The organism is Streptomyces sp. NPDC044719 (assembly GCF_056433405.1).
The window spans coordinates 17262-39511 of sequence record NZ_JBWKHE010000008.1 but is presented as its reverse complement, the minus strand read 5'-3'; the positions used below and the strand labels follow the sequence as shown (position 1 = coordinate 39511).

Annotated in this window: 16 protein-coding genes and 1 pseudogene; 10 read left to right on the top strand and 7 right to left on the bottom strand. The window is 71.9% G+C overall.

Annotation, left to right across the window (positions count from 1 at the left end; translation table 11 throughout):
- Window positions 1-23: 23 nt before the first annotated feature.
- The 3 genes and pseudogenes from AC07DF_RS29705 to AC07DF_RS29695 all read left to right on the top strand — a co-directional run.
- The gene (locus AC07DF_RS29705; RefSeq protein WP_478979237.1) at window positions 24-3353 is read left to right on the top strand and encodes an alginate lyase family protein; all 3330 of its coding nucleotides are present in this window, start codon (window positions 24-26) and stop codon (window positions 3351-3353) included.
- A gap of 27 nt (window positions 3354-3380) precedes the next feature.
- Window positions 3381-4628, top strand: a complete 1248-nt coding sequence (locus tag AC07DF_RS29700) for an alginate lyase family protein (RefSeq protein WP_478978050.1) — start codon at window positions 3381-3383, stop codon at window positions 4626-4628.
- A 38-nt stretch (window positions 4629-4666) separates the two neighbouring features.
- Window positions 4667-6064: pseudogene (locus AC07DF_RS29695) on the top strand (carboxylesterase/lipase family protein); the annotation flags it as partial.
- 139 nt (window positions 6065-6203) lie between these two features.
- Here AC07DF_RS29695 and AC07DF_RS29690 read toward each other — a convergent pair.
- Both AC07DF_RS29690 and AC07DF_RS29685 read right to left on the bottom strand, forming a co-directional pair.
- Entirely contained in the window at window positions 6204-6257 is a 54-nt protein-coding gene (locus AC07DF_RS29690; protein WP_382596355.1) for a hypothetical protein, read from the bottom strand.
- Window positions 6258-6328: 71 nt separating this feature from the next.
- Complete coding sequence (locus AC07DF_RS29685) at window positions 6329-7108, bottom strand: LysR family transcriptional regulator substrate-binding protein (RefSeq protein WP_478978047.1); 780 nt, start codon at window positions 7106-7108, stop codon at window positions 6329-6331.
- Window positions 7109-7540: 432 nt separating this feature from the next.
- Here AC07DF_RS29685 and AC07DF_RS29680 point away from each other — a divergent pair, with 432 nt between their 5' ends.
- Window positions 7541-8536: a ScbA/BarX family gamma-butyrolactone biosynthesis protein gene (locus AC07DF_RS29680; protein WP_478979232.1), complete on the top strand. Its 996-nt coding sequence runs from the start codon at window positions 7541-7543 to the stop codon at window positions 8534-8536.
- 56 nt (window positions 8537-8592) lie between these two features.
- Here the strand turns inward: AC07DF_RS29680 and AC07DF_RS29675 are convergent, their stop codons facing one another.
- The 4 genes from AC07DF_RS29675 to AC07DF_RS29660 form a co-directional block, all read right to left on the bottom strand.
- Window positions 8593-10161, bottom strand: coding sequence for an MFS transporter (locus AC07DF_RS29675; protein ID WP_478978044.1), 1569 nt, complete (start codon window positions 10159-10161; stop codon window positions 8593-8595).
- A 28-nt stretch (window positions 10162-10189) separates the two neighbouring features.
- Entirely contained in the window at window positions 10190-10885 is a 696-nt protein-coding gene (locus tag AC07DF_RS29670) for an HAD family hydrolase (protein ID WP_478978041.1), read from the bottom strand.
- Between the two features lie 134 nt (window positions 10886-11019).
- Entirely contained in the window at window positions 11020-11718 is a 699-nt protein-coding gene (locus AC07DF_RS29665; RefSeq protein ID WP_454366373.1) for an HAD family phosphatase, read from the bottom strand.
- Between the two features lie 57 nt (window positions 11719-11775).
- Complete coding sequence (locus AC07DF_RS29660; protein ID WP_478978037.1) at window positions 11776-12768, bottom strand: aldo/keto reductase; 993 nt, start codon at window positions 12766-12768, stop codon at window positions 11776-11778.
- A 355-nt stretch (window positions 12769-13123) separates the two neighbouring features.
- Between AC07DF_RS29660 and AC07DF_RS29655 the strand changes: the two genes are divergently transcribed.
- The 4 genes from AC07DF_RS29655 to AC07DF_RS29640 all read left to right on the top strand — a co-directional run bounded on the left by AC07DF_RS29655 (window position 13124) and on the right by AC07DF_RS29640 (window position 16555).
- On the top strand, window positions 13124-14134 hold the full coding sequence (locus tag AC07DF_RS29655) for a beta-ketoacyl-ACP synthase III (RefSeq protein ID WP_478978034.1): 1011 nt from the start codon (window positions 13124-13126) through the stop codon (window positions 14132-14134).
- A 76-nt stretch (window positions 14135-14210) separates the two neighbouring features.
- Window positions 14211-14450 (top strand): acyl carrier protein, encoded by a 240-nt coding sequence (locus AC07DF_RS29650; RefSeq protein WP_020272690.1) that lies wholly within the window; start codon window positions 14211-14213, stop codon window positions 14448-14450.
- Entirely contained in the window at window positions 14450-15682 is a 1233-nt protein-coding gene (locus AC07DF_RS29645) for a beta-ketoacyl-[acyl-carrier-protein] synthase family protein (RefSeq protein WP_478978030.1), read from the top strand. The genes AC07DF_RS29650 and AC07DF_RS29645 overlap by 1 nt, the downstream gene beginning before the upstream one ends.
- Before the next feature lie 99 nt (window positions 15683-15781).
- Window positions 15782-16555 (top strand): thioesterase II family protein, encoded by a 774-nt coding sequence (locus tag AC07DF_RS29640; RefSeq protein WP_478978027.1) that lies wholly within the window; start codon window positions 15782-15784, stop codon window positions 16553-16555.
- Here AC07DF_RS29640 and AC07DF_RS29635 read toward each other — a convergent pair.
- The gene (locus AC07DF_RS29635) at window positions 16532-17350 is read right to left on the bottom strand and encodes an AfsR/SARP family transcriptional regulator (protein ID WP_478978024.1); all 819 of its coding nucleotides are present in this window, start codon (window positions 17348-17350) and stop codon (window positions 16532-16534) included. The genes AC07DF_RS29640 and AC07DF_RS29635 overlap by 24 nt on opposite strands.
- A 260-nt stretch (window positions 17351-17610) precedes the next feature.
- Between AC07DF_RS29635 and AC07DF_RS29630 the strand changes: the two genes are divergently transcribed.
- Entirely contained in the window at window positions 17611-21465 is a 3855-nt protein-coding gene (locus AC07DF_RS29630) for a type I polyketide synthase (protein ID WP_478978021.1), read from the top strand.
- Between the two features lie 101 nt (window positions 21466-21566).
- On the top strand, window positions 21567-22247 hold the full coding sequence (locus AC07DF_RS29625; protein ID WP_478978018.1) for a TetR/AcrR family transcriptional regulator: 681 nt from the start codon (window positions 21567-21569) through the stop codon (window positions 22245-22247).
- The last annotated feature ends 3 nt before the right edge of the window (window positions 22248-22250 follow it).

The following is a 22250-nucleotide window of genomic DNA, read 5'->3' as shown; positions in this document are numbered from 1 at the left end:
CCGACCCCGTGAGAAACAGCGCCATGACCTACCCCGCACCGAGCCGCCGGGGCTTCCTCGGCGGTGCGGCCGCCCTGCTGCTGGCCTCGGGCGCGAGCGGACTGCTCGCCCCCGGCACCGCCCGGGCCGCCACGACCGGCACCCGGGCCTTCACCCACCCCGGACTGCTGCACAGCGCCGACGACCTGGCCCGGATGAAGGCCGCCGTCGCCGCCAAGCAATCCCCGATCCACGACGGCTTCCTCGCCTTCGCCGCCCACCCGCGCTCCAAGGCGACCTACGCCGTCCAGAACACCGGCCAGATCACCACCTGGGGCCGCGGCCCCACGAACTTCCAGAGCCAGGCCGTCGCCGACTCGGCCGCCGCCTACCAGACCGCGCTGATGTGGTGCATCACCGGAGAGCGGGCCTACGCGGACAAGTCCCGCGACATCCTCAACGCCTGGTCGGCTTCCCTCACCGCCATCACCGGAGCGGACGGACCACTCGGCGCAGGACTCCAGGTCTTCAAGTTCGTCAACGCCGCCGAGTTGCTCCGGTACACCGGTTACGACGGCTGGACCGAGGAGGACATCGCCCGCTGCAAGGAGTCCTTCCTGCACGTCTGGTATCCCGCGATCTCCGGCTACATGCTCTACGCCAACGGCAACTGGGACCTGACGTCCGTCCAGTCGATCCTGGCCATCGGCGTGTTCTGCGAGGAACCCACCCTCTTCGAGGACGCCCTGCGCTTCGCCGCCGCCGGAGCCGGCAACGGCAGTGTCCGGCACCGCATCGTCACCGACGCCGGCCAGGGCCAGGAGTCCGGCCGCGACCAGGGCCACGAGCAACTCGCCGTCGGCCTGCTCGCGGACGCCGCGCAGGTCGCCTGGAACCAGGGCGTCGACCTGTACGCCTTCGACGGCAACCGGCTGCTGAAGAACACCGAGTACGCCGCCCGCTACAACCTGGGCGGCGACGTGCCCTTCGTCCCCGACCTCGACCGCACGGGCAAGTACGTCAAGAAGGCCGTCTCGGCCGTCGGACGCGGCACCATGCCGCCGATCTACGAGATGGCCTACGCGCACTACGCCGGCGTCCGCGGCCTCGACACCCCGTACACCAAAGCGGCCGTCTTCCGGGGCGCGGGCGGGGCCCGTGTCATCGAGGGCAGCAACGACGACCTGCCCAGCTGGGGCACCCTCACCTTCGCCGGCACCAAGGCCCCGTCACCGGCCGTGCCCACGGCTCCGGCCGGTGTCACAGCGGTCGGCGGCGACCGGTCCGTCACCGTCGCCTGGCTGCCGTCGGCGTGGGCCGAGTCGTACACGGTCCTGCGGGCGACCAGCCCCGGCGGACCGTACGAGAAGATCGCGGCCGACCTCGGCAAGCCCGCGTTCACCGACCGTGACGCCCGCGCCGGCAGGCCCTCCTACTACACGATCACGGCCACCAACTCGCGGGGCACCAGCGTCCGTTCCGCCTGGGCGGCGGCGGTCCCCGGGCTGCCCGACCCCTGGCAGACGCGAGACGTCGGGGACGTCGAGATCCCCGGCTCGGCGCACTTCGACGGCGAGCGGTTCGTGATGGAGGCGTCCGGGACCGCGGACACCCACCGCCTGGCCTGCCTGCCACTGCGCGGCGACGGCACGGTCACCGCCCGGATCGTGTGGCCGCTCAGCTCGCAGTACTCCAAGATCGGCGTCACCGTGCGGGCCGCCCTGGACGCGGACGCCGCCCACGCGGCCATGCTCATCCAGGGCCTGCCCCTGCACACCTGGAGCGGTGTGTGGAGCGTACGGACCAAAGCCGGGGGAGCGGTCAGAGGCACCGGCAGCACACCCGTGCCGCCCTCGCAGCAGCAGACGATCACGACCGCCGCCGCCTTCCCCATCTCCTCCCTCGGCGACCTCCCCGAGTCGGCGACCCCGCTCGCGGCCCCGTACGTCGAGGGCGCGGGCGACGGCTACCGGCTGCGCATGCCCTACTGGGTCCGGGTGACCCGCCGGGGCGACCGCTGCACCGGCGCCATCTCCCCGGACGGCGTCCACTGGACCGAAGTCGGCAGCAGTGACGTCGAGTTGGAGAAGACCGTGCACATCGGTCTGACCCTCACCTCCTGTCTCGGCGTCGACGCGGACTACGCCGAGACCGGCACGGGTGCCTTCGACAACGTCAGCATCTCCTCCCGTACGGAGGGTGACATCTGGTCCGTGCCGCGCCCGGCCCGGGCCGCCGGGGACCTACGGGCCGCCGCGGGCGCCGACGCGGTCGAGCTGGCCTGGACCGACCCGGACCTCTCCGCCCGCTACAAGGTGCTGCGCTCCACCTCCGCCAAGGGGCCGTTCGAGACGATCGCCACCGGCGTCGGCCCCGTCGGCTTCGGCACCCGCGTCCGGTACGCCGACGCCACGGGCAAGCCCGGCACGACGTACCACTACGCCGTCGCGAAGACCAACAGCTCCGGGCGCGGACCCCTCTCGGACCCGGCGACGGCCACGATGCCGAAGCCGTCGGCTCCTCAACTCGCCTCATCCGCAGTCGCGTTCGCGAACAAAGGCATTCCCTTCCAGCACCTCCTGCGCGCCACGCACGAGCCCGTCCGCTTCACCGCACAGGGACTGCCCGACGGCCTGCGGATCGACACGCGCACCGGCCTGATCTCAGGAACCCCCACCCGGACCGGCGAGTTCACCGTCACCACCGGCGCGGGGAACGCCGCCGGGGACGCCGCCGGCACCCTCACCCTCACGGTCGGCACCCCGCCGCCCGCGCCCTGGAGCTACGGCGACCTGGGTGATGTCATCCTCGACGACCGCGCCTACGGCACCCTCGGCGTGGTCGCCGTCCGGACCCCCGGCTCCACCGCCCACGAGGACGGGACCTTCGTGGTGCGGGGCGCCGGGACCGACCTCACCGTCAACAACCAGGGCATGACGGGCCAGTTCGTACGACGGCCCGTCAGCGGTGACTGTGAGGTCACCGGCCGCCTGGTCTCCCGCGCCGGAGCCGGCGGCGACCGGGTCGGCCTCCTGATGGCCAAGTCCCTGTCGCCGTTCGACCAGGCGGCCGGGGCGATCGTCACCGGCGGCACGAGCGCCCAGCTGATGCTGCGCCCGACCGTCGCGGGAAAGTCCACCTTCACGGGCAACGCGGCGGTCACCGCCCCCTGCCTGCTGCGGCTGAAGCGCACCGGGACGCACTTCACCGCATCCGCCTCGACCGACGACGGCGCCACCTTCACCCCCCTCGCCGAAGGAGACCTCCCCGGCTTCGGTGACGCCCCCTACTACGTGGGCCTCGTGGTCTGCTCCCGCGACCCCCTGGCCCGCAGCACCACGGAGTTCGACGAGGTGAGCATCACCCCCAGGTAGCACTCCACCGATGGGAGAAACCCCCATATGAGCCGCACTTCCCCCCACACGCACCACGAGGGCGGCCAGGTGAGCCGCCGCGATCTGCTCAAGACCGCCGGCGGCCTCACCGCGGCCCTCGCCCTCGGCGCCGGCGCCACCGCCACCACGGCGGACGCCGCCCCCGGCACTTTCACCCACCCAGGCATGCTCCACAACGCCGGCGACATCAACCGCGCCAAGGTCAGGGTCGCCGCGGGCGCCGAACCCTGGCTGTCCGGCTGGAACAGGCTGACCGCCAACTCCCACTCCCAGTCCACCTGGAGCCCCCGGGCCACCGCCACGATCATCCGCGGCGGCACCGGACAGAACTACGGACTCCTCTACAACGACATCGCTGCCGCCTACCAGAACGCGCTGCGCTGGAAGGTCGGCGGCACCGAGGCCAACGCCCAGTGCGCCGCCCGGATCCTCAACGCCTGGGCGACGACCCTGACGACCGTCACCGGAAACGCCGACCGGTTCCTCGCCGCCGGCCTCTACGGCTGGCAGTTCGCCAACGCGGCCGAACTCATGCGGGACTACGGCGCCTTCGACCTCGCCGCCTTCCAGGAGATGATGGTCAAGGTCTTCTACCCGCTCAACAACCAGTTCCTGACCGGCCACAACGACGCCTGCATCACCAACTACTGGGCCAACTGGGACCTGTGCAACATGGCCTCCGTCCTGGCCATCGGCATCCTCAACAACGACGGCGCCAAGTACGACCAGGCCGTCAACTACTTCAAGAACGGCGCCGGAAACGGTTCCATCAAGAACGCCGTCCCGTTCCTCTACAGCAATGTCGAGGGCTACGACCTCGGCCAGTGGCAGGAGTCCGGCCGCGACCAGGGCCACACCGTCATGGGCATGGGCCAGATGGGCGCGATCTGCGAAATGGCCTGGAACCAGGGCGAGGACCTCTACTCGTACGACGGCCGCCGCTTCATGAAGGCCGCCCAGTACGTCGCCAAGTACAACCTGAACATGGACGTGCCCTTCACCACCTACAACTGGGGCAGCGGCCAGAACTGCTCCCCCCAGTCACAGACCGTGCCCGGCGCCGGGTCACGCGGCCAGGTCCGCCCCGTATGGGCGATGCTCCACTACCACTACGGCAGGCGCCTGCTCCTCGACGACAAGTACATCTCCCAGATGTGCTTCTCCGTCGCCCCCGAGGGCGGAGGGGGTGACTACGGCAGCGACAGCGGCGGCTACGACCAGCTCGGGTTCGGCACCCTGATGTACGCCAAATAGCCGTCGAACCGGCTCGTGCACCGGAATACCCGTGAGCGATGTGGTGCTCTGGTGATACCGGTGCACGAGCTCGAAGGGCTGGTGGGCGCATGACGGCAGGCCAGACGGATCCCGTGGTCAGGAGCCCGTACGGTGCCGTACGCGGCACGTACGAGCACGGAGTGGCGGTCTTCCGCGGCATCCCCTACGCGGCGCCGCCCTTCGGCCCCCGCCGCTTCCGCCCGCCCGTCCCCCTTCCGCCCTGGGACGGCGTCCGGGACGCCGGCGCCTTCGGCCCCACCCCGCCGAAGCCCCCGTACTCCAGCGCCTTCGCCCACTATCTGTCCGACCCGGACGTGCCCGGCGACGACTGCCTCAACCTCAACGTCTGGACCCCTGAGCCGGCCCCCGGAGCCCGCCTCCCGGTAGTCGTCTGGCTGCACGGCGGTGCCCTGACCAGGGGATCCTCCGCCGTACCCGTCTACGGCGGCCATGCCTTCGCCCGTGACGGCGTCGTCTGTGTCTCGGTCAACTACCGGCTGGGCGTCGAGGGCTACGGACTGTTCCCCGACACGCCCCCGAATCCCGGCCTGCGTGACCAGATAGCCGCACTGACCTGGGTGTACGAGGCCATCGAGGCCTTCGGTGGCGACCCCCACCGCATCACCCTCGCCGGCCAGTCCGCCGGGGCGATCAGCGTCGGCGCCCTCGTCGCCGCCCCGCAGACACAGGGGCTGGTCCGGCGGGCGGTCCTGCAGAGCGGGCCGCCCGAGGCGTCCGAGCGGGCCAAGGTACGGCGGATGGTGCGCCGTATGGCCACCCGGCTGAAGATCCCCGCCACCGCCGAGGCCTTCGCCGCCGTCGACCGCGACCTGCTGCTGAGCACCCAGGCCGAGGCGGGCAAGCTGAGCAGCCCGGTGGTCGGCGGCCCCGCCTTCGGCATCGTCGTCGACGGCGACACCGTCCCGCGCGACCCCCTGGAGGCCCTCACCGACGGCGGCGCGGCCCCCGGGGTCGAGCTGCTGATGGGCTGGACCCGGGACGAATACCGGCTGTGGCTGGTCCCGGGCGGCCTCCTGGAACGTGTCGACCGCCTCGGAGCCGTCGCCCTGGCCGGTGCCATGGCCCGCTGCCACTGCGGCAGCGAGGTCCCGCGCGGCTACCGGGCCCTGCACCCCGAGGCGAACACGGCGGAGACCGTCGGCCAGCTGGTCACCGACCACCTCCTGCGCATCCCCCTGCACCACCTGGCCGACGCCCGGACGGAACCCTCGTACGTCTACGAGTTCGCCTGGCCCTCGAACCTCCCCGACCTCGGTGCCTGCCACGCGCTGGAGCTCGGCTTCGTCTTCGACACCGGGGAGGCCCCCGAGTCCCGGAAACTGGCCGGCGAGGGTGCCCCGCAGGACCTGGCCGACGCGATGCACGCCGCGTGGGTGCGCTTCGTCACGGACGGTGACCCGGGCTGGGAGCGCTGGGACGCGGCCCATCCGGTGCGCGTCTTCGGAGACCGCGCACCGGATGCCGAGGACGGCGTGGCCTATACGGCGTACGGCCCCCGGGACCGTGAACTCGCCCTCTGGGCGAGCGACGCCGTCACTCCCGAGGAATCCACACTCGCATCGGTCCCTGCCGACGGTTCGCCCACACGCGGTACGGAACTGCGGTCAGCCGTTCGGCGGCTCCGTCGCTCCGGCGCACTCCGCCGGCACTGAGGAGCGTCACACCGCGTGCCCCCGTCGGGCGGCACTCCTGGCTGCCGCTGGAGTGCCGGTTTGCGGCTCATCCAGCGAAGAAGCGGCGCAACTGTCCGGTGGAGGCGGTGATCTCGGCTGTGCCGTGCGGACCGGCCTGGTGCTCGATGAGCGGGTCCCAGGCCATGCGGGCCATTTCCCGGGTCGCGGGGGACAGGATCTGACCGCGCCGCCGGACCAGGGCAAGGGTGTCGTAGAGGGCTCGGCGAACGGGGCGGTGCGGAGGTTCGCGGGCATGGTGTCGGAGAGGGTGGCGGCCCGGCACATCACGGAGTCGCCGAAGCCCTCGCTGACCAGGGCGAGCGCGCTGCTGAGGTATTCGACCTCGATGACCGGCTCGATGCGCCGGCCCGCGAGCTGGGCCCGCTCGTCGAGCCGGCGTCGGGCCGGATCGGTGGTGGCGTGGTGGGCGTCGTACAGGACCAGCGGCACGCCGCAGAAGTCGTCGATGGTGGGCGGGGTGTGCGCGCGGGCGGCGTCGGCGGTGACGTAGAGGAGTTCGTCGCGGGCCAGCGGCACGATGTCCAGGTCCTCGTCGGGGACGGGGAGGGTGACGAGACCGGCTTCGAGGGTGCCGGAGGCGACGGCCTGGGCGGTCTCGGCGCTGTTCTGCCAGACCAGGCGGATACGGACGTCCGGGTAGCGGGTGCGGAAACGCTGGGCGAGGTTGGTGCGCAGGTAGAAGTCCGCGTTGCGCAGGAGCCCGAACGTGGCCGTGCCCCCGGCGAGGTCGAGCTGGGAGCGCACGGCCTGGGCGCCGAGGCGGGCCGAGGCGACGGCCTGCTCGGCATGGGGTAGCAGCTGCTCACCGGCGGCGGTGAGGAGCAGGGAGCGGCCGCGCTGGACAGACCGTCACCTACCAGGAGATCACCAACCTGGACGCGTCCGCCGACCTCGGTGAACTCCCTGAAGGGCGAGGCCGCGTGACCATCACGGCTCCCCGCACGCGGCGAGAGCACGACCTCTCGGGTCTCCCGGTCGCCCGGTCGCCCGGTGGTGGGTGACGGCTGCCTGGATCAGATTCCCCGCGCAATACAGCTCCTGGCCCCAGCCGAGGCGCACACCTCCGGGCCGGTGTTCCGCGCGGCATGACGAGTGCGTGAGGTGGGCGTGAGCCGTCGCTGGGAGCGTGGGCCGTCGTCAAGGACAGTCTGGGAAAAGGGGATTCGCGTGACCGTGATGGCCGAGACGGACAGTGTCGGGGCCGCGCTGCGTGCGCTCACGTTCGAGCACACCGTGACGAAGGCGCTCGTACACCGCCGGGCGCTGTCGGAGGTGTTCCTGACCGACAGCACGGCGGTCGACGACAGTCATTTCGTGGCCGGGGCGCAACTGCCGCCGTCCCACGCCTACTACACCGACCACACGACCTGGTCCGCGGTCGATCCGCTGTTTCTGCTGGAGTGCTGCCGCCAGGCCGAGACGCACGCGGTGCACGCGCACTTCGGGGCGCCGGTCGGCACCAAGTTCGTTCTCCAGCAGTGGTCGATGGAACTGCCGGGCCTGGCCGCGCTCGAGCCGGCCCATGGGCCGGCCGAGGTGACGATCGCGGCCACGACGCACGACGCGCAGTGGGTCGGGGGCTCGCTGCGCGGACTGCGGTACCGCATGGCGATCACCGTCTCCGGGCAGCCCGTCGGCGAGGTGACCATGCGGGTGAAGTACGTCGCCGACAGCGTCTACGGGATGCTCCGCGGCCGCCGGGACGGCGGCGCCACCCCGACGTCCGAGTCCTACCGCCGGCCGGCCACGGAAGGCCTCGTGGAGCCCGGGCGCGTGGGCCGGGCGCGGCCGGAGAACGTGGTGCTGCTCGATCCGGTCACCGACGGCCGGCAGGTGCGGGCACGGCTGCTGGTGGCCGGCGGGCACCCCAGCCTGTTCGACCACGCCCAGGACCATGTGCCGGGCATGGTGCTGATGGAGGCGGGACGGCAGACGGCCCTGCTGACCGCCGAGGAGCTCTACGGGGCCCCGGCGGCGTCGTGGGCGGTCACCGGCCTCGACGCCGCCTTCGACGCCTACGCGGAACTCGACGAGCCCCTCACGGTCGTCGCCGACGGCCATGAACCGGACGCCGCTGCCGGGGCCGCCTCGATCCCCGTGACGTTCGAGCAGGGCGGACGCGCCGTCGCCCGGGCGGCCTTCACGCTGGAAAGCGGCGGCGCCCGGCGGTAACCGCGAAAAAGGCGGTCCGGACCCCACGGGGTCCGGACCGCCTTTTTCGGAAGGAATCACCCGTCCTGGGCGGGGGAGGACTGGTCCAGGTCACGGTCGCGGACCATGGTGAAGATGGCGACCGCACCGGCGAGGGCAACGCAGGCCAGCACCACGTAGACGACGCTCCACCCGTGCTGGAGCCCCTGGACCGCCCGGTCCACCAGGTCCTGTCCGCCGCTCTCGCGCACAGAACCCAGACGGCCCTGGACCACGTCGTCGGCCATCGCACCACCGGCGTTGTCCCCGCTGCCCGACAACTGCTGACGGGTCGAGGTGAGCAGCAGCCCACCCACACACGCGACGCCGATCGTCTCGCCGGCGACCCGGAGGGTGTTGAACATGCCCGACGCCATACCGCTGCGCTCGGCCGGCACCACGCTGACCGCCGCGTTGTCCATCACGCCGAAGGCCAGACCGATGCCGATACCCGCCAGCAGCAGCGCCGCGTACAGCCCGGTACGCGACGACACCGGGTCGGTGAACGTCATCAGCAGCAGCGCGACGGCCAGCACCGCCGGACCGACGGCGAGCAGCATCCGCACCGACAGCATCCGCACCAGCGTGCCGGTGAACAGCGGCAGGATGAAGACCGGCAGCGTCAGCGGCAGCAGCATCGCACCGGACATCGTCGACCCCGCGCCGCCCGCACCCTGGAAGTAGGGCGGCAGGTAGACCAGCAGGGCCGCGAACGCGAAGACGATGCTGACCGGCTGCCAGATGATCGCGACGAATGTGGGGCGCCGCAGCAGGCTCAGGTCGAACATCGGCTCGGCGACGCGCAGTTCGACCACGACGAACAGGGCCAGGAACAGCGCCGCACCGGCGAAGGAGCCGAGGGTGACGGCACCGCCCCACCCCTGCGAGGGCCCCTCGACGAAGCCGAGGGCGAGCAGCATGAGGGCCAGGGTGAAGGTCAGCACGCCGGGCAGGTCGATACGCCGCGCACCCGGGTTCTTCGACTCGGGCAGCGGCCGGGCCAGGACGAGCACGATCGCGCCGAGCAGGACGTTGACCAGGAACACGGCGTGCCAGGACGCCACGCCCACGAGCAGGCCGGACACGAACGGCCCCATCGCCAGGCCGAAGCCGATCGACGCGCCGAAGATGCCGAAGGCCCTGGCCCGGGCGGCCCCGCTGAACGTGTGGGCGAGCAGCGCGGAACCGCTGGTCAGCACCGCTGCCGCGCCCATGCCCTGAACGAAGCGCGCCAGGTCCACGAGCAGGATGGTGGGGGCGGTGCCCGCGACGAGCGAGGCCAGCGCGAAGACGGTCGTGCCGCTGAGGAACAGGCGGCGGCGCCCGAAGAGGTCGGCCGCTGAACCGGCCGCGAGCATGAAGGCCGTGAACGCCACGTTGTAGGCGTTCAGGACCCATTGGGTGGAGGCGGCCGAGGCGTGCAGCGCGCCGGACATGTCGGCGAGGGCGACGCCCGGCCCTGTGACGGAGATGGGCAGCATCACGGCGGCCAGGGCGATGGCCACCAGCACCCGCGTGGGGCCGACGGCGCGCTCCGCCGCGGGGGCGGGTTCCGCGGGGACGGTCCTGGGGGGTGACAGCTCGGAATCAACAGGTGACTGGGACATCGGAACCAATCGGGGGAGGTGGAGTTTGTCAGAGGCGGGAGGCCGGCGAGGCGTCCTGGGCGGTGAGCAGAGCGCCGAGTTCCGCGAACGTGCTCACCCGCGCGTCGATGAAGGACCCGAACGCCGACACGTCGTCGTCCGAGAAGACCGCGCCGCGCATCAGCACCGTGCGCAGCCCCGCGATCTTGGCCGCGCGCAGGGCGAGCGGGGAGTCGTCCACCAGCAGCCACTGCCCCGGATCCACCTCGCCCTCGGTCGCGAGCAGCGCCGCGTAGGTGTCGGGATCGGCCTTGGAGGCGTGGTCGAGCGCCACGTAGTCCTCGGGCCCGAACAGCCCGTCGAGCAGGGAGCGACGCGCGGTGGCGCGGTCCATCGTGGAGAACACCCGCAGCCGCACGCCCCGCGCCCGCTGCTGCGCGCAGAACACCTCCACGCCCTCGCCGAGGGCCAGCGGCGTGCCCTGGACGGAGGTCAGCGACCTGAGCGCGTCGATCTCGGCGTTCAGGTGCTGCTCGATACCGAGGCCCGCGAAGAGCACGCGCAGGCTCTCCCGTTGGGGGAAGGTGCTGATGGCCTTGAACTGCGTGACCGTCGCCTCGATCGGCAACTCGGTGTGGCGGTTGATGCCCTCGTGCAGGGCGAGCAGCAGCAGGCTCGACGCGTTCAGGCTCAGCACTCCGTCGAAGTCCAGCAGCACGGTCTGGGGTGAAGCGGCGCGGTCCATGGCGTAACTCCTGGGTGGGTGAAGGGAGGCGCGGCCGGAGGGGCCGGGACCGCGCGGGGCGGGGGAGGGGGCGCCGGCGGGGCCGGACGGGCCGGGGTGGGGCGGCCGGTCCGGCAGGCGGGCGGCGCGTCGGCTCAGTCGCGCCAGACGGAGTGCGCGGCGGCCTCGGCGTCGAGGGTGCGCAGCAGCTCCTCGTCGATGGAGTGCAGCGAGTCGACGATGTGCCGGGCACCCGTCTCGCGCATCAGCTGCGGCTGGAAGCTGTGCTCGAAGGAGCTGGGGTGGCCGATGAAGGGAATGTCGAGGGCCTTGGCGACCTCCGCCACCCGGGCCACGTCGTCGATGAACAGCACCTCGTCGTACTTCAGGCCGAAGACCTCGGTGGTGATCTCGCGCAGGCCGGGGCGGAAGTCGTTGGTGCAGACGTAGCCCGGCTCGTCGAAGAGGTCGGCGTGCTCGCCCAGGAAGTGGTCGAAGTGCGACTTGGCGAGGCCGCCGTAGCTGACCGTCTTCAGCCCCAGCCCGCGCAGCCGGCGCAGCAGGTCGATCGCGCCGTCGAGCAGCTCGACCGGGTGCTCGCGGGTGTACTCCTCCCGCTCCTTGAAGTAGACGTCGATGGCCTCCTGCGCGGTCCACGGGACGCGCGCCGCGTTCGCCATGCCCTGGCCGCCCACGAGCTGCGGCTGGGAGAAGATGCTGCGCTCGACGTCGGCGGTGTACTCCCCGCCACGGCTGACGATGAAGTTGTGGATGACGGGGCTGAACGTGTCGTTCAGCAGGACGCCGTCGATGTTGACGGCGGCCAGCTTGAGCTGCTTGAGCTTGTCTGCCATGGGATTCCTCGTTACATCGGGGGTTGGCGGTGAAGGGGTGACAGGGGGGCGGGCCGGTCAGTGGCCGACGGTCGCCATGCCCGCGGGGTCGTAGCGCTCGCCGGAGACGACGTCGTGGGGCACCGCGGCCGACACGGCGGTCAGCTGTTCGTCGGTGAGCCGCAGTTCGGCGGCGCCGACGTTCTCGCGCAGATAGCCGGTCCGCCGCGTGCCGGGAATGGGGACGATGTCGTCGCCCTGGGCCAGCAGCCAGGCCAGCGCCAACTGGACGGGGCTGCAGCCGTAGTCCGCGGCGAGTGCGCGGAGCCGCTCGACCATCCGGATGTTGCGCGCCAGGTGCTCCTGCTGGAAACGGGGGTGCGAGTGCCGGAAGTCCGTGGGGTCGAGGTCCTCGGGCCGGCTGATCGCACCGGTCAGGAAACCCCGGCCGATCGGCGAGTACGCCACCAGAGAGGTGCCCAGCTCCCGGGCCACCGGCAGGACCTCCTGCTCCACCTCGCGGGTCCACAGCGAGTACTCGGTCTGCAGAGCCGCGATGGGGTGGACGGCATGCGCCCGGCGCAGGGTCTGCGCGGTCACCTCGGACAGCCCCAGGTGCCCGACCTTGCCGGCCCGCACCAGCTCCGCCATGGCTCCGACGGTCTCCTCGATGGGGATGTCGGGGCTCTTGCGGTGAAGGTAGTAGAGGTCGATGTGGTCGACGCCCAGGCGCCGCAGCGAGGCGTCGACGGCCTGCCGGCAGTGCTCCGGACTGGAGTCGATGTTCCGGCCCTGCCGAGGGTCACTGTCGTCGCGCCGGATGCCGAACTTGGTCGCGAGGACCACCTGGTCGCGGCGGCCCTCGACGGCCCGGCCCACCAGGCGCTCGTTGTGGCCCTTGCCGTACATGTCGGCGGTGTCGAGCAGCGTGACCCCGCTGTCCAGGGCCGCCTGAAGGGTCGCCAGGGACTCGGCCTCGTCGGTCGGGCCGTAGAACTCCGACATCCCCATGCAGCCGAGACCGATCGCGGAGACCACCGGACCGTCGGTTCCTATCCTGCGTTGCTGCACTCAGTTCTCCTCGTGCGCGGTCGTGAGCCGGGTCGTGTGAAGGGGTGTCCGAGCGCGATCCGCCTGCACCGCGGGACAGGCCGCCGCCGGACGCGTTCCATGCTGGCAACGCGTACTTACGCACCACTCATGTGCCGCTCACGGCCGACGTGAGCGGCACATGTGCCCTGCGTGGGCCGGTGGTGAGGGAAAGCGGAGGACGCGTTGCCACAGTGAGACCTCCGAGAAGCGCCGGAGCGCATCGGTGCCCCACGACACCAGCCAGGAGGAACAACGCAGTGACGGCTACGACAGCGACAACGGCTGTGGCTGACAGCAGCACCTCGAGGACGTCCCGCCATGCCGGGGACGCCGGATGACCGGCCCGGCCCGGGCGGCGGTCGTCGCCGGCCTGGGAAGCTGGGTCCCGCCCACCGTGGTCACCAACGACGACCTCGCCCGGCAGCTGGACACCTCGGACGAGTGGATCAGCAGCCGGACCGGGATCCGCCGGCGCCATGTCATCGAACCGGGCGGATCGACCGGGGACCTCGCCGTCGAGGCCGGCCGCAGGGCCCTGAAGTCCGCGGGCGAGGAGCGGGCCGACATCGTCGTGGTCGCCACCAGCACTCCGGACCGCCCCTGCCCGGCCACCGCGCCCGAGGTCGCCGACCGCTTGGGGCTGGGCGGTGCCGGCGCGTTCGACATCGCCGCCGTGTGCACGGGCTTCGTCTACGCCCTGGGAACGGCGGCCGGTTTCATCCAGGCGGGCTTCGCGCACTCCGTCCTGGTCATCGGAGCGGACACCTTCTCCACCATCCTCAACCCGGCCGACCGTACGACCCGGGCCATCTTCGGGGACGGCGCCGGAGCGGTGTACCTGCGCGCAGGCGAGGCGGACGAGCCGGGTGCCCTGAAGGGGCTCCATCTCGGCAGCGACGGCGGCCAGAGCGACCTCATCCAGGTCGCGGCCGGCGGCTCACGGCAGCGGTCCACCGGCCTGCCGGCCCCGGCGGAGGCCGCCTACTTCACCATGGAGGGCCGCCCGGTCTTCGGGGAGGCCGTGCGCCGCATGGCGGCCTCCGTGACCACGACGGCCGAGGCCACGGGCTGGGCCGTCGAGGACATCGACAAGGTCGTCCTCCACCAGGCCAACGCGCGCATCCTGGCGGCGGTCGCCGAACGCGTCGGCCTGCCGCTCGAACGGTTCCCCGCCAACATCGATCGGGTCGGCAACACCGTCGCCGCCTCGATCCCGCTCGTCCTCGCCGACGCGTCGGCCGACGGCGAACTGCGTCCCGGCCGGCGCGTTGTGCTCGGCGGATTCGGCGGGGGACTCACCTGGGGGTCGGTGGCCCTCGTCTGGCCCGACATCACCGCGGCCTGACCCCGAACCCTCCCGGCATCACAGCCACTGCCACCTCTCACCCTTCCTCAACTCATCGCATCACAAGGAGAAAACCATGCAGGCGATCGCGGAGCGGGTCTCGGTCCTTCTCTCCGACCAGTTCAAGGTCAAGCCCGAGATCATCGCGTCCGAGGTGACCCTCGGCAAGCTGTCCTTCGACTCCCTGGTCCTGATCGAGCTCGGCCTCGTCCTGGACAAGGAGTTCGGCGTGGAGATAGCGGACGGTGAACTCACCGAGGAGCACACCCTGGACGACCTCGTCCAGCTCCTGTCGGCCAAGGGAGCGGCGGTCTGATGGCGGACGGTCGTACGAACGCCATCGCCGTCACCGGTCTGGGCCTGGTGACCCCGGCCGGAATCGGCGTGGCCGAGAACTGGGAGCGGCTGCTGTCAGGACGCTCCTGCGCCACCCGCGACCCCGCACTCGGCGAGCTGTCGGTGGACTTCTCCTGCCGGGTACCGGGCTTCGACGCCGGTGAACTGCTGGGCGGCTTCGCCGGCTGGCAGCTGGAGCGCTTCGTCCAACTCGCCCTCGTGGCCTCACGAATGGCCGTCGCCGACGCCGGATGGGACTCCACGACCTGGGACGGCGCCCGAGTCGGGGTCGTGCTCGGCAACTCGCTCGGCGGCCCGGCCACCTTCGCGGAGCAGCACGAAACACTGCGCGAGCGCGGGCCCGACAAGGTCTCGCCCCTCCTGGTGACGAAGTACATGCCGAACATGGTCGCCGGATATGTGGCGATCGACTGCGGCGCCCGGGGGCCGAGTCTGGTCACCGCCACCGCGTGCGCGTCCGGCGCGACCGCCATCGGCACCGCACGCGACCTGCTGCGCTCCGGCGCCTGCGACATCGTGCTCGCCGGCGCCAGCGAGTCCGCGCTGACCCCCACGGTGATGGCCGGGCTGTGCAAGATGGGCGCCCTTTCCAAGTCGGGGGCCGCGCCCGAGCACGCGGGCAAGCCGTTCGACGCGGAACGGGACGGCTTTGTGGCCGCCGAGGCGGCCGGCGTGCTCGTCCTGGAACGGGAGGCGGACGCCCGAACCCGGGGCGCGAAGGTCCGCGCCCTCGTCAGCGGTTACGGATCCTCCTCCGACGCCCACCACGCCACCGCCCCGCACCCCGAAGGGGAGGGCATCGAGCGCGCCCTGCGCGCCGCCCTGGCGGACGCCGCAGTCGCCCCCTCGGACGTCCGCCACGTCAACGCGCACGGCACCGCCACCGCGATGAACGACCTCGTCGAGGGCCGGATGCTGCGCCGTGTCCTGGGCGACACGCCCCTGGTCACGTCGACCAAGGGGGTCACCGGCCACGCGCTGGCGGCCGCGGGCGCCATCGAGGCGGCGTACACGGTGCTGGCCGTGCAGCACGGGGCGGTGCCGCCGACGGCGAACCTGAAGAACCCGGACCCCGCCATCGAGCTGGACGTGGTCAGCGGCGAACCCCGCACCACCCCGATGGACGTCGCCGTCAGCACCTCGCTGGGCTTCGGCGGCCACAACGCCGCGCTCGTCATCACAGCGGCCTGAGTCCCACGGCAGGCCGGGCTCCCCGGGCCGGGCACACGCTCCCGGCCCGGAGAGCCCGCGTTCCGCGTGACCACCGCGCCGACCCGCCAAGGAATGAGCATGCTTCCCCACTCCGACGACTGGACGCACGTGCTGCGCCCCGCGCAACGGCGCGACAGCCGCGTCGTCGTCTTCCCGCACGCCGGCGCGGGCCCGCAGCGCTACTGGAGCGTCCTGGCCGGACTGCCGGACACGGTGGAGGTGGTGGGCGTCACGCTGCCCGGGCGGGAGCGGCGCGCGGGCCTCGCACCCCGTACGACCGTGACCGCCGCCGTGCCGGGCATCAGCCGCGAACTGCGCGACCTCGCCCCCGCCCCCACCGTCTTCTACGGGCACAGTCTGGGCGGGCTGCTGGCGCTCGCCGTCGCCCACGCGGGCGGCGGGGGCTGCGACGGCCTGGTCGTGAGCTGTTCCCAACCGGGCGCCCGAAGCCGGCCGCGCCCGGAACAGCCGGGCTCCGCCGCCGAGTTGGCGGAGATCCTCGCGAGCCACCGGCTGCCCGCCGACGCCCTGAGCGACGCGTCGCTCAGCCCCGCGCGGCAGGTCCTGGCCCATGACCTCGCACTCGCGCGGGACGCGCTGCGCGCCGTGGACCCCCTCCGGCTCACCGTGCCGGTGACCGCGCTGGCCGGCACGGACGACCCGCTCGTCCCGCCGGGCGTGCTGCCGCTGTGGGCCCGCTTCACATCGGGCCCGTTCCGTGCCCGGCTCGCCGAGGGCGGGCACTTCTTTCCCTTCACCCCGTACGGTCAGGGTGTCCTGCTCGAAGAGCTCGTCGCGACCCTGACGGCCGCTCACCGAGCGGGAGCGCTACGCCCCCACAAGGTGGGGTGAGCGGTCGTCCAGGAAGGTGTGCTCCAGTGCGTCGTCGCAGTTCAGGATCTGCTGCTGGAGGCGGCGCAGCCGGTGCGAGGGCTCCAGGCCGATCCCGTCGGTCAGCGCGGCGCGCAGGCTCTGATAGGCCGCCAGCGCGTCGTTGCGGCGCCCGGAGAGGTACAGCGCCAGCATCAGGTACTCGTGCAGCACCTCGTCGTAGGGATTGAGGGCCACGAGGGCGTGCAGTTCGCCGATGACCTCGGCGTAGCGGCGCAACCGCAGGTCCAGGCCGACGCGCTGGCTCAGTACGGCCTTGCGGTCCTCCTCCAGCCGTAGCACGTGCGGATGCAGCACCGGCCCGGCCGGCACATCGGCCAGGGGTGCGTCCCGCCACAGCTTCAGCGCGTTGTTCAGCTGGGCCGACGCCTGTGACAGGTCACCCCTGGCCTCCGCCTCACCCGCCGCCGAGACGAGCCGGTGGTAGCCGACGATGTCGAAATGTTCGCCGGGGACCTCGAGCCGGTAACCGGTGGCCTCGGTGATCAGCGTCTGCTTGGGCAGACGGTCCGAGGGTCCGCCGTCGACGGCGCGGCCGATGCTCTTGCGGATCTGCATGACGCAGTTCTGGATGCCCGTCGAGGCGCTCATGGGCACGTCGAGGCCCCACAGTTCGCGCTCGATGGCGGCCCGCTGCACCACGCGGCCCCGGTTCAGGATGAGCACGGCGAGGAGCTTCCTGGCCTTCAGCGCCGTGGGGACCACCGACACGCCGTTCATGGTCACGCGCAGGGGACCCAGCACTCTGGCGATCATCCGTCCTCCTCCTCCAGGGATGCTGTGTAGCCGTCTATCAATGGACTGTAGCTCATATTTTTACTCGTGCGGTTCTCCGCTGTTGCGCCATACTGAAGGTAATGACTGGTCACCAACCTTGCGAAGCAGGCCAAAAGTCGTCCGTAGCGCGATGGTCTCCTGGTGTTCACTGAGTCGACTGGAAGTCAAACTTGGTCTCTGGTGTACTTTTGGATCCTGACGCCACATCACTTAGGGGGGACCTGGTGCAGCAAGGCGGCATGCCTGAGATCGCGATCGTCGGGATGGGATGCAGATTTCCCGGAGCACGTGGGGTGCGTGAGTTCCGGCACCTGCTCGAAGCCAACACCGACGCCGTCACTCCCGTACCTCAGGACCGGTTCGACGTACGGCGGTACCACTCGGCGCAGCCCGGTCGACCGGGCACGACCGTCTCGCGGCACGGCGGGTTCATCGACGATCTGTACGGCTTCGACGCCGCCTTCTTCGGCATCGCCCCGCGCGAGGCGCTGGCCATGGACCCTCAGCAGCGGGTCCTCCTCCAGGTCGTCTGGGAAGCCCTGGAGGACGCGCACATCCTCCCGTCCTCGCTGGCCGGCAGCCGCACCGGCGTGTTCGTGGGACAGGCGACCGCCGAGTACGGAGACCTGGCGGAGTCCGAAGGGTTCCAGGACGTGCACGGCATGGCGGGCAGCCGGCTGCGGACGATGACCGCGGGGCGTGTCTCCTTCGCCCTCGATCTGCGGGGCCCCAGCCTGGTGGTCGACACCGCGTGCTCCTCGTCCCTGGTGGCCGTGCATCTCGCCCGGCAGAGCCTGCTGACCGGAGAGAGCGACATGGCCGTCGCCGCGGGCGTCAACGCCGTGCTCTCACCGTCCGACGCCGTCACCTACTCCCAGGGCGGCATGCTCGCACCCGACGGGCGCTGCAAGTTCGCCGACGCCTCCGGTGACGGCTTCGTACGCAGCGAAGGCGTGGGGGCGGTCCTGCTCAAGCGCCTGCCCGACGCGCTGCGCGACGGCGACCGGATCCTCGCCGTACTGCGGGGAAGCGCCGTCACCAACGACGGCCAGGGCAGCGGCATGCTGCTCCAGCCCGCCGTCTCCGGACAGACCGAGATGATCCGCTCCGCCTGCCGCAGCGCCGGCATCACCCCGGACCAACTCGACTACGTGGAAGCGCACGGCACCGGCACCCCGGTCGGAGACGACGTCGAACTGCGCGCCCTGGCACAGGTATTGGGCGAGGACGGCGACGAGGGCCGCTCCCGGTCCCGCCCGCTGCTCATCGGTTCCGTCAAGACCAACATCGGGCACGCCGAAGCAGCCGCCGGGATCGCGGGCCTGATCAAGACCGTGCTCATCGCCCGGCACCGCACCGTCCCCGCGTCACTGCACCTGCGCACACCGCACCCCGTCCTGGCCGGGGGCACCGCCCCCCTCGAACTCGTCTCGCGCAACACCCCGCTCGTGCCCGGCGGCCGGGCCGCGCTCATGGGCGTCAGTTCCTTCGGCCTCTCCGGCACCAACGCCCATGTGATCGTCGGCGAGTACGTACCCGAACCGGCCCACGAGCCGATACCGCAGCCGGCCGCCCCGGCCGGCGAGGAACCGCGGTTGCTGCTGCTCAGTGCCCGCACTCCGGCGGCCCTCAGCCGACTCGCCGCGCGGCACGCCGCCTTCCTGGAGGGTGCCGAGGGGCGTGCCTTCGCGCTGCGGGACATCTGCCACGCCGCCGCCACGCGCCGTGACGCCCACCCCCACCGCCTGTGGGCCGTCGGCCGTACCCACGACGAACTCGCCGCCGCTCTGCGCGCCCTGGCCGCGGGCGAGGAGACCCCGGACGGAGGGACGGCCGACGCCGGCTTCACCGGCGACCGCCGGATCGCCTTCGTCTTTCCCGGGCAGGGCTCGCAATGGCTCGGGATGGGGCGCCACCTGCTCGCCTCCGAAGCGGTGTTCCGGCACACCCTGACCGCCTGCGACGCCGCCGTCCGGGAGGAGCTGGGCTGGTCGGTCATCGGCCTGCTGACCGGCGAGGACGAGGACTCGACGCCGAGCGAACTCCCCGACGACGTCGCGGTGGTGCAGCCCCTGCTGTGGGCCATGCAGGTGTCGCTGGCCGCGCTCCTGCGCGCCAAGGGGGTCGACCCCGGCCTCGCCATCGGGCACAGCATGGGTGAGGTCGCCACCGCCCAGGTCTGCGGTGCGCTGTCGCTCAGGGACGCCGCCTCGGTCATCTGCCGGCGCAGCTCCCTGATGCAGCGGCTGGCGGGGCGCGGGGCCATGCTCGCCGTCGAACTCGACGCGCTGACCGCGGCGGACGTCGTGGCCCCCTACGGCGACGCGGTGTGCGTCGCGGCGGAGAACGCCCCGGGGAGCACGGTCCTCGCCGGGGACGCCCGCGCTCTGCGGCGCATCCACGAACGCCTCGAGGCACAAGGGGTGCAGAGCCGGCACGTCAAGGTCAACGTGGCCTCCCACTCGCCGTACATGGCGGAACTGCGGGACGATTTGGCCGACGCCCTCGCCCACCTCACCCCGCTGCCCGCCCGCACCGCGATGTTCTCCACCACTCGCTGCGAGCCGGTCGACGGACCCGAACTGGGCGCCGCCTACTGGGTGGACAACCTGCGCGAGCGGGTGCGCTTCGTCGAGGCCGTGCGGGCGGCCGCCAAGGAGGAGACGGTGTTCCTGGAGGTCGGCCCGCACCCGATCCTCGTCCAGTCCGTCGCGGCGGTCCTCGCGGAGCAGGGCGCCGCACCGGCCGCCGTGGCCACCCTCAAGCGCCACCAGGACGACGGCGAGAACATCACCCGGGCGCTCGGGCAGCTCTTCTCCCACGGCGGACGCGTCGACTTCGGCCGCTTCTTCCAGGGGACCGCGCCCCACGTCCCGCTGCCGACGTACGCCTGGGACCAGGAACACTTCAGGAAGGACCCTGCTCCCGCGACGGCGTCCGCCCAGCCGGCCGAGCACGTACGCGAGATCGAGCTGCGCGAGCTGGGCCTGGACGACCTCGGTGCGAGCGTCCGCACGCGAGGCGGCGCTGCCGTCGTACCGCCGGTGCTCTACTTCAAGGCCGTCCTGCGGGCGGCGGGCGCCATCGCGCCCTGCGGTGAAGGCGTGCTGGAGGACGTCGAGTTCGGAAGCCGGCCCCTGGAACTGCAGCGGGCGCGCGATGCCGCGGTGCGCGTGTGTCTGGCGCCCGCCGCGCAGGAGGGGACTTTCGTGTTCACCGTCACCGCGGTGCGCACCCCGGACGGCGCCCGGGACGGCGAGCTGTGCATGACGGGCAGGTTCCGCGCGGCCGGCGGGAGCGTGGCGGCGGAGCGACAGGGCGGGGAGCTGCTGGACGCCGGCCTGACCCGGTGCACCTCGTACGTGCCGGCGGGGGAGTTCTACCGCCGTGCCCAGGGCCGCGGCTACACCATCGACGCCTCGCTGCGCACCGTGGCCCAACTGTGGTGCTCCGACGGCGAATCGGTGGCTCGCATGCGCCGCGCCGGGGCGGGGGCGACCGGACTCGAGGCCGGGCTTCTGACGATGCTCGCCACGTGGCCGCACCCCACGGGTGCGGGGGAAAGGCCGGACGGCTACGTCCCGATGTCCTTCGGCCGTGTCCTGGTCCGGGACGAGGAGGCGGTCGGCCGGGACCACTGGTGCGTGGCCCGCTTCACGCCCAGCGACGGCACGGACGACGCGCGCTGCGATGTGTGGCTGACGGCCGAGGACGGCCGTCTGATCGCGGAGTTCCGTGACATACGCCTGCACGAGCGGGCGGTCGGCTCGCCCCACGAGGCGCCCGACGCGGCCCGGGCGGCGGAAGACCCGGTGCCCCCTCCCGCGGCCACCACCGCCCCTCCCACGATCGCCGCCCCCGGGCCCGGCCTCGCCGCCGACGACGTCCTGAAGCAGGCCGCCACCGTGCTCGGCCTCTCGGCGACCCGGCTCGATCCCCGCAGGCCGCTGCGGACCCTGGGGCTGGACTCACTGCTGGCGACCGAACTCAGAGTGCGACTGCACCGCACGGCGGGTGTCGACATACCCGCCACCCGGCTGCTGGGCCGCGAACCCATCGGTGTGATCGCCGCTTCCGTGGCATCCGGGCCCTGACGTCATGGGCAAACGAAGACCATGACTCATAGATGTACCGTGGTATAATTTTTGGGGGCCAGGGGGAGCCCGCACAACGACGTGAGAAGGCGAGGAAGCACATGGCCTCTGAACCTGCCCGCCCCCTCGGGCGCAGAGAGCGCAGCAAGCAGCGGGTGCGGGACCGCATCTACACATCCGCCCTGACCCTCTTCGCGGAGCAGGGCTACGACGGCACCACGATCGACCAGATCGCCGAGCACGCCGACGTGGCCCGGGGCACCTTCTTCAACTACTTCCAGCGCAAGGAAGACCTGGTCACCGCCTGGGCCGAGGCCCGGAAGCGGCGCCTGGAGCTGGCCATGGAAGAGTCGATGAAGTCCCGCAACGACGATGTGACGGTGCATCTGGAGCGGTGCATGGCGGCACTGGCGGAGTTCAACGAATCCGAGCGCGAGATCACCGCCGCCATGCTCCAGGCCTGGGTGAAGGCCGGACAGCCCCTCCTGGAGGAGCCCTACGCGGGCCAGGTCTTCGCCAACATCATCGAAGCCGGCCGCCAGCGCGGGGAGGTCAGCTTCGACATCGACCCGATGCGGGTCGGCAACATCCTCCGTGATTCCTACCTGGGCCTGCTCTACCGCTGGTCACAGGACCCGGGCAGGCGCGTGCCCCTCCACATCGAACTGCGCGAGGTCCTCAGGATCGTCCTCACGGGCGTCCTGTCGTACTCCCAGCACGGACGCGGCGTCCCGGCGTCGCAGGCTCCCGCCGCCTCACTCGCACCGACGTCGCAGGCGTAGGCG